At 69.5% G+C, this 13,376-nt stretch carries 12 protein-coding genes; 1 reads left to right on the top strand and 11 read right to left on the bottom strand.

What is annotated here, in order from left to right; translation table 11 throughout:
* From CCN44_RS29475 to eccB, 11 genes are all read right to left on the bottom strand, one after another.
* A partial coding sequence (locus CCN44_RS29475; RefSeq protein WP_143650040.1) for a serine/threonine-protein kinase occupies positions 1-474 on the bottom strand: 474 nt, incomplete at its 3' end.
* Positions 475-487: 13 nt separating this feature from the next.
* Positions 488-1,474 carry a serine/threonine-protein kinase gene (locus CCN44_RS29470; RefSeq protein WP_237481640.1) on the bottom strand — a complete coding sequence of 329 codons (987 nt, stop codon included), beginning with the start codon at positions 1,472-1,474 and terminating at the stop codon, positions 488-490.
* Between the two features lie 175 nt (positions 1,475-1,649).
* Complete coding sequence (locus CCN44_RS29465; protein ID WP_059252929.1) at positions 1,650-1,949, bottom strand: WXG100 family type VII secretion target; 300 nt, start codon at positions 1,947-1,949, stop codon at positions 1,650-1,652.
* 77 nt (positions 1,950-2,026) lie between these two features.
* Positions 2,027-2,371 carry a WXG100 family type VII secretion target gene (locus CCN44_RS29460; protein WP_059252928.1) on the bottom strand — a complete coding sequence of 115 codons (345 nt, stop codon included), beginning with the start codon at positions 2,369-2,371 and terminating at the stop codon, positions 2,027-2,029.
* Positions 2,372-2,501: 130 nt separating this feature from the next.
* Positions 2,502-3,758 (bottom strand): S8 family serine peptidase, encoded by a 1,257-nt coding sequence (locus CCN44_RS29455; RefSeq protein ID WP_272935431.1) that lies wholly within the window; start codon positions 3,756-3,758, stop codon positions 2,502-2,504.
* A gap of 90 nt (positions 3,759-3,848) precedes the next feature.
* Positions 3,849-5,591 carry a hypothetical protein gene (locus CCN44_RS29450; protein ID WP_086700943.1) on the bottom strand — a complete coding sequence of 581 codons (1,743 nt, stop codon included), beginning with the start codon at positions 5,589-5,591 and terminating at the stop codon, positions 3,849-3,851.
* Positions 5,592-5,593: 2 nt separating this feature from the next.
* On the bottom strand, positions 5,594-6,016 hold the full coding sequence (locus CCN44_RS29445) for a hypothetical protein (protein WP_331478621.1): 423 nt from the start codon (positions 6,014-6,016) through the stop codon (positions 5,594-5,596).
* A gap of 540 nt (positions 6,017-6,556) precedes the next feature.
* A complete protein-coding gene (locus CCN44_RS29440) occupies positions 6,557-7,786 on the bottom strand; it encodes a S8 family serine peptidase (RefSeq protein ID WP_399010789.1) in 1,230 nt (409 codons plus the stop codon).
* Positions 7,787-8,326: 540 nt separating this feature from the next.
* Positions 8,327-8,911, bottom strand: a complete 585-nt coding sequence (locus CCN44_RS29435) for a hypothetical protein (RefSeq protein WP_208639863.1) — start codon at positions 8,909-8,911, stop codon at positions 8,327-8,329.
* A gap of 11 nt (positions 8,912-8,922) precedes the next feature.
* Positions 8,923-10,200, bottom strand: coding sequence for a type VII secretion-associated serine protease mycosin (gene mycP / locus CCN44_RS29430; RefSeq protein ID WP_086700934.1), 1,278 nt, complete (start codon positions 10,198-10,200; stop codon positions 8,923-8,925).
* Between the two features lie 24 nt (positions 10,201-10,224).
* Positions 10,225-11,748: a type VII secretion protein EccB gene (gene eccB, locus CCN44_RS29425; protein ID WP_059252924.1), complete on the bottom strand. Its 1,524-nt coding sequence runs from the start codon at positions 11,746-11,748 to the stop codon at positions 10,225-10,227.
* Positions 11,749-11,954: 206 nt separating this feature from the next.
* On the opposite strand from eccB, the gene eccE reads away from it, so the two are divergent.
* Positions 11,955-13,316, top strand: coding sequence for a type VII secretion protein EccE (gene eccE, locus CCN44_RS29420; protein WP_086700931.1), 1,362 nt, complete (start codon positions 11,955-11,957; stop codon positions 13,314-13,316).
* Positions 13,317-13,376: the final 60 nt, after the last annotated feature.

Genomic DNA, 13,376 nt, shown 5'->3' with positions numbered 1-13,376 from the left:
GATGCCGAAGTCGATGACCTTCGGCCCGTAGGCGGTGACGAGGATGTTGGACGGCTTCAGGTCACGGTGCACGACGTCCGACCGGTGCAGCTGGCCGAGCGCCGAGCACAGCGCGGCGCCCAGAGCCCGCACGGACTGCTCGGGCAGCGGTCCGCCGGCCTCGACGGCCTCGTCGAGCGCGGGTCCGAGCACATACTCCGTGGCCAGCCACGGCGTCTCCGCGAGCGGATCCGCGTCCATCACCCGCGCCCCGAACCGGTCGCCGATGACCCGGGCCGCGTCCACCTCCAGCCGGAAGCGGACGCGGGCGGCCGGGTCGGCGGCGATGCCGGCGTGCATGGTCTTCAGGGCGACGGTACGGCCGCCGGCGGAGCGGGCGACGTAGACGGTGCCCATGCCGCCGCTGCCGAGCCGGGCGATGAGCCGGTACGGGCCGAGGGCGACGGGGTCGTCGTGGGTGAGGGGAGTCGGCATGGGGTTCTTGTCGTCAGTGGCTGTGGTGGGCTGTGGCGGCCGGGCCCGGCGTGCCGCCCGCGGGCCCCGACGGATGCGCTGGCGCCGGTGCGGCCACCTCCGCCGCCAGCACGGACGCCGACTGGTGGACGATGGCGGCGACGACCCGGGCGGGCAGCCAGCCGGGGCCGAGCAAGGTCTCGGCACGCGCGGGCGGGGCGAAACCCGCCGGGACGGCCGGCTGTGCAGCACCCAGCAGTTCGTCGAGGATCTCGGAGAGTTGCGGCCGGTGGGCCGGGTCGCGCGACAGGCAGCGCGGGACCAACGAGCGGAATATCGGCGGCAGTTCCTCCCGCTCCGGCATCGTGTACCCGGTGGCGGCGTAGGCGAGCGTGGCGCCGAGGGCGTACACGTCACCCAGCGGGCGGGGCTGCCCGCCCGCGGCCTGTTCCGGCGGCAGGCTGCCGGGGTCGATCCCGGGCAGTTCCCGCCGTACGACACCCTCCGGTGCCGCGGCCCGGACCGCGCCGAAGCAGGTGAGCCGGGGGCCGTCCGCGGCGATCAGCACGGCGGACGGGCCGAGCCCCGCGTGGGTCAGGTTCTGCCCGTGCAGCACGGCGAGGTTCTCGGCCAGCGCGACGGCGAGCGCTCGAACCGTCCGCTCGGGCAGCGGGCCGCCGTGCACGGCCAGGGCGAGGGGGAGCGGAAGCGCGGGGAGGTAAGGACGCGCGTGCCACACCTGCGCGCCGGGCCCGGCCAGTTCGACGGCCGGGAGGACCCAGGGCCCGAGGAGATAACGGGAGGCCTCGGCCTCGGCCAGGAAGCGCTGCGGGTCGACCGTCGCCAAGGGACTGCTGAGCAGGACGGTGCGGTCACCGTCGGCGCTGCGGGCGATGTAGCGGTGCTCGGGGACGGGCGTGTGGGCGGGGCTGCCGGCGTCGAGCCGGGTGACGACCGTGTACGGGCCGATCCGCCGGCCACCTCGGGTCCCCGGCCCGGCCTCTGACGCGCGTATGTCCACTCTTCGTCCCCTGGATCAACTTCTCGGCTCGGGCTCGGCATCTCGGCTGGGCTTCTCGGCTCGGCTTCTGGGCCCGGCTTCTGGACTCGGCTTCTGGACTCGGCACAACAGCAGGGTGGGCGCCTCCCGCGCGCGCCCACCCTGGAGTTGCTTCGTCGCTTCTGCGAGCCTCGGCCTAGCGGAAGTAGCTGGCCGCCTTCTTGTCGCCTTCCATGTACGTACCACCGGACTGGGCGACGACGTGGCCGATGCCGGTCAGCGCCTGGTGGATGTCGTTCGCTTCCTTGTCCCAGCGGTTCAGCTTCTCGTTGAAGGTGTCCTGGGCCGCACCCTCCCAGTACTGCAGGCTGCTCACCACCAGCCGGCGCAGCTCCTGCAGGTCCTGCTCGAGCTGGCTCGCCTCGTTACCGATCTTGGTCGCCGCGACGTCGAGCCCGTCATAAGTTACTGACAGGCCGTCAGCGTTGTTGGCCATACCTGTTACCTCGTCTCGCTGATGTGTATCTGTGGATGCGCCGGGTGCCCGGCAGAAGTCCTGAGCGCCGCTTCGGATCAGTAGGAGCTGAGGGGCGACACGGTGGGAGCGCCGTCCCGCACGTCGATCTTGTTGACGGCCGCGCGGACCTCGTCTTCCTTGCTGTCCTTGATGTTGCGCGTCGCGGTCATGGCCTCGATGACGTCACCGAGGATGCCGCCGATGGCCCGCAGCGACTGGTTGATCTCGTACTGCTTCGAGTCGAAGGCGGCACGACCGATACCGTGCCACTGGCCCTCGAGGCCGTCGATCACGCCCTGGAGCCCGTGCACGCGCTTGCGGATGCCCTCGTACTTCTCCAGCATCTGCTTCTGCAGGTGGATTACTGATGCATCTTCAAGCTTCTGCTTGTTGTCGGCCATCTCAGCCCTTTCTCTGTCTGTCTCTTTGGTCCAACTGTCTCGGCCCACTGCCGCACGCAGTGCGGTACGGCGGTGAGCGCGTCCTGCATGCCCTATCCGAAGAGCACAGGGCTACAGACGGCTGACGACGTCACCGGGCACGCCGCGCCCGCGCGACGGCCACGCCCCCACCACCGACCACGACCACCGCGGCCACGGCGCCGAGCACGACCCAGAGGGTGTTGTCGTCCTTCGACGACTCCGCGCTCGATCCTGCCGCCGACGTGCTGCCGGTAGAACCCTTTTCCGGGGCTTGTGACGGGGTTGATGCGGAAGAGGAGGGGGCGGCGGAGGAGGAAGAAGAAGTGGAGGAGGAAGAGGACGCCGGGGACTTGGCGAGCAGGTCGCCGCCGTTCTCCTTGGCGAGCGGATCGACGTTCGCAGGACCCGGGTTGTAGTGGGAGTTCGCCAGAACCAGACGTGGCCGAACGGCACCGTAGCCGAGGTACTTGCTCGGGTCGTTCTTCGGCCACTTACGTCCGGCCGTGTCGATCAGAGCACGGGTGACCTGGTTCACCGTCCAGTCGGGGTGGGCTGACCAGATCAGAGCGGCGGCGCCCGAGGCGATCGCGGCTGCCGAACTCGTGCCGTTCACGTCGTCGCAGTACGAGCGGAAGGAGTCGTCGCACCAGCCGGGGAAGTCCTGGCCTGGGGCGGCGAAGTCGACGTAGCCACCGGATGACGAAAACTCGGAGACTGTGCCGGTTTTGTCGGAGGCCGCTACGCCCACGACGTACGGGTAAGCGGCGGGGTAACCAATGGTGTCCCCTGACTTCCGGCCGTCATTGCCGACGGCCGCGATCAGCAGCTTGCCCTTGGAAGCGGCGTACTCAATGGCCGCCTTCTCCTTCGAGCTCGGTCCCTGTGCACCGAAAGACATGTTGATGATCTTTGCGTCGGTGTCGGCCGCCGCTCGGATCGCTTCAGCGGGCTCCGGCGTCTTGCTCAGCTCCCCCTCCCCGCCCTTCAAGTCCTCGAACTTGACACGGTAAGGAACGATCTTGGCGCCAGGTGCCAGACCCTTCAGACCGCCACCGGCACCCGTACCCGCGATCAACTCCGCGATGGTCGTCCCGTGGCCGTCGTAGTCCTCCGTGGCACGATAAGCAACCGACTTCGGAACCTCGTCCGCCAGGACCTGCCCCTTGAGCGACGAGGTCTTCGCGTTCACCCCACTGTCGATGACAGCGACCTTCACGCCCTTACCCGTGCTGACCTTCCACATCTGCTCGGCCTGCATCGGCCCCAGATACCACTGCTTCGACTGAACGTCGTTCGCAACGGCAACCGGCGCAAGGCCCACGGTCGTGGCCACCAGGGCGCCGACAGCCACGCCCACAGCGCGCATCCGTCTGCCGCTACGCGTTCCGTGGAGCGCAGCCCGCTCGACCCGTCGGCTGATCCCTGACTTCATCGTCTTCCGTGTCCTCGCTCGCGGTCAGTTCGCCGCCGGCGGCACATCACGCCGGGGCCTGTCGGTCAGGTGGGTCTCTTCGTCCGTGTCCTCGGGCTTCCGGTTCCGGTCGGTACCGCGCGCCAGGCCGGCACCGCCACGCGTCATGCCGTTGCGCTCGGCTCCCGCGGCGGAGTTGCGCGCGGAGGGCCTGCCCGTGACGGCCTCGGGCGTGCCCGCGCCGGTGCGAGAGCCGGTCGGCTTCGCGCCGGGCCGCGCCGTGGACTCGGGCGCTCCGAAGACACCACGCTGACCGAGTCGGCCGGTCGTGGGCCGGGAGTTGGCCTGTGCCTCACCACCTACGACCGTGCCGCGCGGGATCCTCGCCCCGCTCTTCGCCGGACCGCCGGTGGCCGTGGGACGTCCTCCGACAACTCCGTTGGAGCGGCCTGCGCCGGTGGTCGGCGCGGTGTTCCCCCGGGGCGTCGCGGTGCCGCCCGGAAGCGGCGTACCTCCGGTGACCGCACGACCCATCGGTGACGGAGTGGTGCTCCTGCCGACGGGCTGCCCCGTCGGGGTGGTACGCCCCACCTGGTTCACGGGTCCTGTCACCGGGGTACGTCCGGGGCTCGTGGGGCTGATCGGCCCGGTCGTACCCGTACGCCCCTGAGCATAAGGAGGAGTACGGTACCCGCCCGATCCACCCAGGCTTCGGCCCGACGTCGGGTTGGGGAGCGGGACCCGGTAGCCGCCGCCACCCAGCGGATCGAGCTGACCGCCGGTGGTCGGAGGCGTGCCCGTGACCGGCGGCGTGGGGCCGGTCGTGTGCGTGGTCGTGGGCGGAGGCAGCGTGCCGGTGGTGTTGATCTGCGTACCGACGGGCTCCTCGGGCAGCGGAATGTTGCGGGTGGGGTCTGCCGGCGGGACCCGGGGCGATGTGGGCTCGCCAGCGACGTGCCGGGTGACATTGTCCGCCCCTGCCGTAGTCGTGTGGTGACCTACGACAGGCGCCGCTCCGTTACCTGTGTGCGTGGCCGCGCCGGACGAGGGAGAACTCTCCCCGAACCTTCGCGAGGGCCGAGGCACGCCCACGTCGGGCATCGACGTGAAGTTCGGCGTCTTGTCCTTGGCCGGCAGGGACGCCAGCACCTCTTCCGAGACCGCGTAGTACGACGACAACCGGTTCATCTGGTTGATCGCCTCTTGGCGGTCCTTCTCCACCCGGACGGCCTCGGCGTAGTCTTTAGCGTTCGCGGTCTTCTCGGCCTCTGTGAACTTCTCAGGGCGCTTCGGATTCGCCCTCGTGTCACGAGCCGGCATGGCACCACGGACGGCGGCGAGCCCCACGGCGGCAGCAGTGATCTGGTCGCCAGCCGCTCCGGCGAAGTCGCTCAGGTGGTGTGTGTTGACGACGAGTTTGTCACCCCATTCCCGGAAAGCATCGCCAGACGTTCCGACCCAAGGGACCTTGTCCATGTGGGCCTTGAGGTCATCGGCGGCCTTCTTGATGGCGTCGCGCGCATCCCACAGGGCCTTGCCGGAAGACTCGAGATCCTCCGGATCGGTCTCCTCCACCAGGTCGATCATCTTGTTCAGATCGAGGTCGCGCTTGCCGAAGTCGGTCCTGGCGGCGACGGCCCGCCCGAAGGGAGTCGCTTCGACCACCGAGCGCATCATGCCGTTGAGGAACCCGCCGCGCGGACCGTCCTCGATACCGCGTACGACGTCCGTGACGGAGTTCTGCTGAGAGACGCGGTGCAGATCGTCCTTGTGCTGCTTGTCAGTCATCGTCACAACTCCGCGCCGCTCTGCGAGCCGTTGGTGTGATGCTTGCCGTCACTCTTGTCCTGGAGCTTCCCGATCTCCATCTGGATCGCCCAGAACCGCTGCCGCTGCTCCTCCTCGAGGTTCTCGAAGCCCCTGCGCGCACCGGTGACCGCGATACCGATCGCCTCGATCTGCAGGTGCAGGGTCTTGGACAGGGTCGTCAATTCGTGATGAACCCTGGTGTACTGCTTGTACAGACCGTGCGCCTCAGGGAACTCACCCTCACCACCCGACGTCAGGGACGTCGCCCTGATCGTCTGTGCACCGACCTTCGCCGGGTTGCCCGCGGACCCTTCGAGAGCGCTGAGCACCTCGTCCACTTGCCCCACGAACTTGCCCAGCGCCTCGCCACTGGCCTCCAGGTTCGCCGCCCTGGTCGCCGACACGCCCCCCACCATGTCTGACGGAAGCACGACGCTCCTCCCCGTTTCCCCGTACATCCATCGGCCCAACCGGAACGGGGGCCGACCAACCGCTCGCCGTACGATCGCAAAGCGAGCCGCGTCTCACAACGCGTTTACCACTCTAGTCAACCCGTCCAACCGGTCCAACCGAGCAGGTGTGTTGACTCAGCACCACGCAAAAACTCAGGTGCCACACTTCGCCTGAATTGCCGGGTTACCACGAGCGCACGCACGCGGCGACACGGCCGCGGCCCATCATCCTTCAACCAACGATGACTACACCTGAAGACATGGACGCGTCACCCACCTACGGATCTCTACCAAACCTCCACGCCTGATCGATTCCGCTCTGCTACACACACTCCCAACCAGGCAATCCACACATAGTGGATTCAACCGCTCATCTCTGTGGCCCGGCTGCCGCCTTGATTGGCCACTGAAGCACCGAACGGCACAGCCTCCGACGCGAACGAGCCAGACTGACGGTTGGCGCGCGGGCAAAGGCTCAGGTGGTCGACCGAGTCACCGGGCACGCCGCGCCCGCGCGACGGCCACGCTCCCACCACCGACCACGACCACCGCGGCCACGGCGCCGAGCACGACCCAGAGGGTGTTGTCGTCCTTCGACGACTCCGCGCTCGATCCTGCCGCCGACGTGCTGCCGGTAGAACCCTTTTCCGGGGCTTGTGACGGGGTTGATGCGGAAGGAGAGGGAGACGTGGAGGACGTTCCCGACTTGGCCAGCAGGTCTCCGCGGTTCTCCCCCGCAAGCGGGTCGACGTGGGCCGGCCCTGCGTTGTAGTTCGAGTTCTCCAAGACGAGACGGGGACGAACGAACCCGTAACCGGCGTACTTGCTCGGGTCATTCTTCGCCCATGTGCGGCCCGCCGTGTCGATCAGGGAGCGGGTTACTTGGTTTACCGTCCAGTCGGGGTGGGCGGACCAGATCAGGGCGGCGGCGCCCGAGGCGATCGCGGCTGCCGAACTCGTACCATTCACATCGTCGCAGTACGAACGGAAGAAGGCGTCGCACCATCCCGGAAAACCCTGGCCCGGGGCCGAGAGGTCTACGTAGTTTCCAGCTGAGGAGAAATTCGAGACCGTGAGAGACTTGTCGGCGGCGCCGATACCGACCACGTACTGATATGCAGCGGGGTAACCAATGGTGTCCCCCGACCTCCGGCCGTCATTACCGACGGCTGCGATCAACAGCTTGCCTTTGGAAGCGGCGTACTCGATAGCCTCCTTCTCCTTCGGGATCGGTGCCTGCGCACCGAACGACATGCTGATGATCTGCGCATCGGTGTCGGCCGCCGCCCTGATCGCGTCCTCAGGTTCGGGAGTCTTCTTCTTCTCTTCCGCCCCACCCTTGAGGTCGTCGAGCTCGATCCGATACGGAACGACCTTCGCGCCGGGCGCCAGACCCTTCAGGCCACCCCCGGCACCCGTACCCGCGATCAACTCGGCCATGGTCGTTCCGTGGCCGCTGTAATCGGTCGTCGCACCGTACGCGACCGACTTCGGGGTCTCGTCCACCAAGACCTGACCCTTGAGCGACGGGGTGTCCGCCTTCACGCCACTGTCGATGACAGCGACCTTGACACCCTTACCCGTGCTGACCTTCCACATCTGCTCGGCCTGCATCGGCCCCAAATACCACTGCTTCGACTGAACGTCGTCCGCGACGGCACCCGGAGCAAAACCAACGACTGTGGCCACCAGGGCGCCGACAGCCACGCCCACCACACGCACCCGTCTGCCGCTACGCGTTCCATGGAACGCAGCCCGCTCGACCCGTCGGCTGATCCCTGACTTCATCGTCTTCCGTGTCCTCGCTCGCGGTCAGTTCGCCGCCGGCGGCACATCACGCCGCGGCCTCTCGGATCCATCCCACAGGGCCCTTCCGAAGGTTTCGAGACCTGTGTGCTGTTCGCCGGTCATCGTCACGCCTCATTTCCGTGCCGCTGCTCCTTCTCGAGCTTGTCGACGCCTCTGCGCACACCGGTGACCGCGATACCGATCGCCCCCATCTGCCGGTGCAAGGTCTTGGACAGGGCCGTCAATACAGTCGTGATGGACCCTGGTGTACTGCTTGTGCAGACCGTGCGCCTCAGGGAACTCTCCCTACCACCCGACGTGAGGGACGTCGCCCTGGTCGTCTGCGCACCGGCTTTCGCCGAGTTGCCCGCGGGGCGGACCCGTCGATCACCGAGATCAACTGGCCTGGGTACGAGCGATGACTCGCCCTCCGTGCCTGCACGGAGGGGACCTGCCCGAGCCGTCTGGGTGAGGTCAGCACTCGCCGTCCCGGACCGACGCTGCCAGCCGGTAACCGGAATACGTCAGTGTCCCTTCCCCGCCGGCGATGCCCGGGGGCGTGTAGTCGTCCTTCTTGGACCGGGTGCGCTCGAGGCGCGTGCAGAATGCGTTGCCGGCGCCGTCCGCCGTGACCGTGAAGGAGGCGTCGGCGGCAGTGTTGCCGTCGGCAGGCTCGACGGTCACCCCGTGCCCCGGGGCGTCACCGCCGCCGTACTCCAGCACCTTGTCATCGATCAGCGATGCGTAGTCGGTGAAGGAGAGGGGGTTGCCCGCACCGTCGGCCTGGAACGTGAAGCCGTCGAGGTCCTCCGTAGCCTCCCGCACCGCGCCGGCCAGCTCCTGATCGCTCCAGGACGCGTTGTCGGAGACGCCGAAACCCTGGATGGACGTGAAGATGCCGACGCCCGCCATGCTCAGAAACAGAACGCGGGCGATACCGAAGGCGGCAGCCGGCAGTTCCGGGGCCGACGGGTTGACGCGGTGGCGCCAGGCGCGTACCCGGTCCGCTTTCACGCAGGCCATGGCCACGAGCACGGCGGACAGGACCAGGCCCAGCACGTTCAGTCGGGTCAAGGTGTCCACGCGCCGGCCCCCGCCCGCCCTGCGCGCCTGCGTCGCGCGTCCCGGATCGCCACCGCCGTGCCGGTCAGGCCCGCCACCAGGACCAGGCCGCCCACGACCGTGTAGGTGGCCAGCCGGCTGTTGCGTTCCTCGGCCGTTTCGCCGAAGTGCAGGGGCGTGACCGACGGGGGCTCGCCCTTGGCCACGCCGTTCGCGGGGTGCGGTGACTGGACGGGATGCGCCGGGTCCACGTCCGTGACGGCCTTCACGGGGTCGACCACGCCCCACCCCACGAGCTTGTCGTGCCCTGGAATCGAGCGTTCAGCGGTCTGTTCGATCTGGGCGGCGACCTCCCGGGCCGTCCAGTCGGGGTACTTCGACTTCAGCAGGGCCGCCACACCCGCCACGTAGGGCGCCGAGAAGCTGGTGCCGTTGTCCGAGCAGTGGCCGTTGCCCGGGACCGTGGAGATCATGTCGACGCCGGGCGCCGCGACGCCCACGAAATCTCCCGACTGCGAGAACGCCGCCCGTTCGTTGTTGCGGTCGGAGGCCGCCACCGCCAGGACGCCCTCGTACGCCGCCGGGTACGTCTCCTTGACGTTGCCGCCCAGGCCGTCGTTGCCGGCCGAGGCAACGACGACGACCTTGCGGCCCAGGGCGTAGTCGATGGCGTTCTTCAGGGTCGAGTCCTTGGGGTCGAGCGGCTCGGCCGTGTCCTGGGAGATGTTGATGACGTCGGCGCCCGCCTGGACCGCGTACTTGATCGCATCGGCCAGCGTCTCCGCCGTGCCGTCGCCCTCGGCGTTGTTCTGCTTGATCGGGATGATCGTGGCGTCCGGGGCCAGGCCCACGAAGCCCGTGCCCTTCACCGGGCGGGCCGCGATGATGCCCGCCACGCGCGTGCCGTGGCCGACCGTGTCCGTGGTGCCCCACTTGTTGCCGCGGTCGATCCTCTCGCCCTTGCGGTTCTTCGGAGGCAGCAGGTTCTTGCCCTTGGAGGCGTCCACGGCCTTGGTGAGCTGGGGGTTCTTGACGTCCACCCCGGTGTCGATCACAGCCACCTGCACGCCCTTGCCCGTGGACTGCGCCCACAGCTCGTCCAGGTTGACGCGCTGCAGCGCCCAGGGCCGGCCGGCGTACGGCTTCGACGGGAACGTGCACTGGCCGTCGTCCGCCCGGGCCGGGGAAGCGGGGAGGGCGACCACCGTGGTCGTCGCGGTGAGGGCGACCGCGGCGGCCACGACGGCCATGCGCGTCCCGGTCACCGGCGTTCTTGCCTTCAGCATGAGTCCGTTCTCCTCCGGCCGCCGCTACGAACCCTGCGGCTGTCGCGCCGCGGCCTCCGACAGGCGCGGGCCCGTCGGAAGGAAGGTCGACCACTCCATGGGGACGGGGACGGGCGTCACCTTCTCGTAGCCGAGGCGGGTCTGGGCGATCTTCGCCTCGGCCAGCTCCTCCTTGCGCTTCTTGGCGGAGGTGCCGATCCCCTTGTCGTCGGTGGCGCTGTCGCTGTTGGACTGCAGGGCGTAGCGCAGGCCCGTGTCGGTGACCAGGAAGACGCCGCCGGCCGTGGTCTCCGTCCCCTGGAACTGGCGGTAGAGCTGGCCGGAGCCGGCGGTGACGTAGGCGCTGGAGGAGCCGGTGGGCAGCTGCGCGGGGAAGTCCTTGCCGACCCAGGTGGACAGGGTGGTCTTCCCCTTGGCGCCGACCGACCGCAGAACGTTGCAGACCGTGTTGCGGCCGCTGGTGGCGCTGGAGCCGTCGTTCACCGTCCGCGGCCTGTACGTCGGCCAGTTCTTGTCCTCGTCGAAGGTCGTGCTGTCGGCGACCGCGCCGGGGCTGACCTGCTGGGCCTCGCCGGCCTGGCCCACGCCGACCAGCTGACCGCTGTTGAGCAGCAGCGTGGCCGTGAACTCGGAGATGCGGGCCACCTTGCCCTGGAGGACGACGTAGTACCGCAGCACCTGGCCGTCGTACGCCTTGATGACCTCGCCGACCTTGTCGTACTGGGCGGGCAGGATCCCGGCACCGGCCTTCGCGCCGGGGGTGCCGTCGATCCTCGGGATGGCGATCGGGTCGCCCTTGTGCAGGGTGGCGAGCCACTCCTTGGAGACGCGCTGCGGGGCCCGGCCCCGGGTGTCGAGGGCCTTGAGGAGTTCCTTGTCGGCCGGATCGGCGATCTTGTAGGCGGTGCCCCGCGCGTCGACGACGTACTGGGTCTTGCCGTCCGGGCCGACGACGTACATCAGGTCGCCGCGCGTGAGCTTGTCGGACCCCTCCGTCTTGGACCATTCCTTCTTCGCGAGGACGAAGGCCGCCTTCTGGATGGCCCGGCCGCCTTCGCCGGGACGCTCGCAGACCGCCCAGCGCTTGGCGGACTCGGCCTCACCCGGCGAGGGCAGGCGGTCGGGGGCGTACGGGATGCCGATGGTGGCGCCGTGCGGAGGCTCGCCGCTGTCGAGGATCTTCTCGTCGACGGTGATGACGCTGGCCTTGCTGGGATCCAGGAGCAGCTTGGCCGAGGCCATGTTGAGGACCGGGTGGAGCTGCTTCCGCTTGCCCGTCTTCAGGACGACGTACCGGGTCGTCGACTCGCTGGCGACGATGACGTGTTCCTCGGGCGTGTCCCAGCCCTTGGGTGCCGTGGGGCTGAACATGCCGATCGCGCCGAACACCGCCAGGACCACCACGCCGACGACGAGACCGGGGACCAGTGCGCTCAGCGGCTTGGGAGCGCCTTCCTCCGAGCCGGACGGGGAGGGCCGCAGGAAAGACGCGAGCGTGCGGCGCTTCGCGAAGGTGTAGGCGTTGAGTTCGTCCCGCCGTGATGCCATCTGTGTCCGCTCTCTCCCCGTTGCGGAGCCGTGGGGAACCTGTGAAGATCCGTCCCCCGCCCTCGGTTGCCTCTGGTGCCTCGACTGTCAGACCCGGCCCCTACTATGCCTGTTGCGTGGACGTGCTTGCGGCACGGGTAGGGTGCTCAGGACTTGAAGGGACCGGAGCGCAAGGGTTTTCGGGAGAGTTCGGGGGTTTTGAAGTGATGGCTTCCGCAACGCGGGCCCGGTCGCGATCGCAATCGGGGTCACGATCGGGCGGCGCGCGCCGGTCGGGTACCCGCGGCTCTTCCTCCCGGCGGGGCGGCGCCCAGCAGGCGTCCACGCCGCACCAGGGCGCTGTCGTGCCGCGGCTGGAGTCCCGCTCGGGCCGCGGCGGTTCGTTCGCGGTGCAGCGGCTGGTGCTGCTGGAGATCGCGGGGGCGCTCGCGCTGTGCGGCTGGCTGCTCGGCACGGTGGCGCTGATCGCCACCGCCCCCGTCTCCGTGCTGCTCGTGGTGCTCGCCGTCGTACGGCGCCGCGGGCGCTCCCTGCCGGAGTGGCTCGGCACCCTGCTGGCCATGCGGGCCCGCATCCGTCGGGCCGCGAGCACTCCCGTGCCGCCGGGAACCGACTCCGGTCTCGCGCCCGCCGTGGAGTGCGATCCGACCCTGCGCACGTTCAGCCACAACCGGGGTGACGACCGCGACCAGCGGCCGATCGGCATGGTGGGCGACGGCGGTTTCCTGACGGCTGTGCTCCAGGTGGAGTCGGACGTCGACGCGCTGCGCGCGGAGCGCGGCCGGCGGCCGCTGCCCATAGCCCTCGTCCGGGACGTCCTCGAAGTCGACGGCATCCGTCTGGAGTCCGCGCAGATCGTGGTGCACACCCAGCCCGCACCCGCGCTGCACCTGCCCCAGCAGTCGGTCGTGGTCAGCAACTACGCACCGCTGCAGGCCCAGACCGGCTCCCCCGCCGTCCGCATCACCTGGATCGCGCTGAAGCTCGACCCCGAACTGTGCCCGGAGGCGGTCGCCGCGCGCGGCGGCGGGCTGCTGGGGGCGCAGAAGTGCCTGGCGCGCTCGGCCGAGCACCTGTCGAGCCGGCTGACCGGCGCCGGGTTCCGGGCGAACGTGCTCACCGAGGAAGAACTGACGGCCGCGATCGCCACGTCCGCGTGCGCCAACCCCATGGTGACGGCCCAGGCCGGGCGGGGCGAGGCGCCGCAGCGCCGGACCGAGGAGTCCAGCCGCAGCTGGCGCTGTGACAACCGCCGGCACACCACCTACTGGGTGCGCCGCTGGCCCCAGCTCGGCGGCTCCGGCGGCTCGCTGGCCCAGCTGGTGGCGCAGCTGACCGCGGTGCCCGCGCTGGCGACGACCTTCAGCCTGACGCTGGCCAAGGGCGCACAGCAGGACGTGACCATCACCGGCCACGTGCGGATCACCGGCCGCAGCAAGCAGGAACTGACCGACGCGCGCCGCGATCTGGAACGTGCCGCGCAGCAGGCCCGGGCCGGGCTCGCGCGCCTGGACCGGGAACAGCTCCCCGGCGTTCTGGCCACCCTGCCGCTCGGAGGTGCCCGCTGATGACCACGACGACGACGCCCGCCCCGGCCGGTCCGCGCCTCGGCGAGCGGCTGCGCACCG

It is taken from the genome of Streptomyces tricolor (genome assembly GCF_002155905.1).
Classification (GTDB): Bacteria; Actinomycetota; Actinomycetes; order Streptomycetales; family Streptomycetaceae; genus Streptomyces; species Streptomyces tricolor.
The sequence above is the reverse complement of the archived record's forward strand: the minus strand, read 5'-3'. Positions and strand labels throughout refer to the sequence as shown.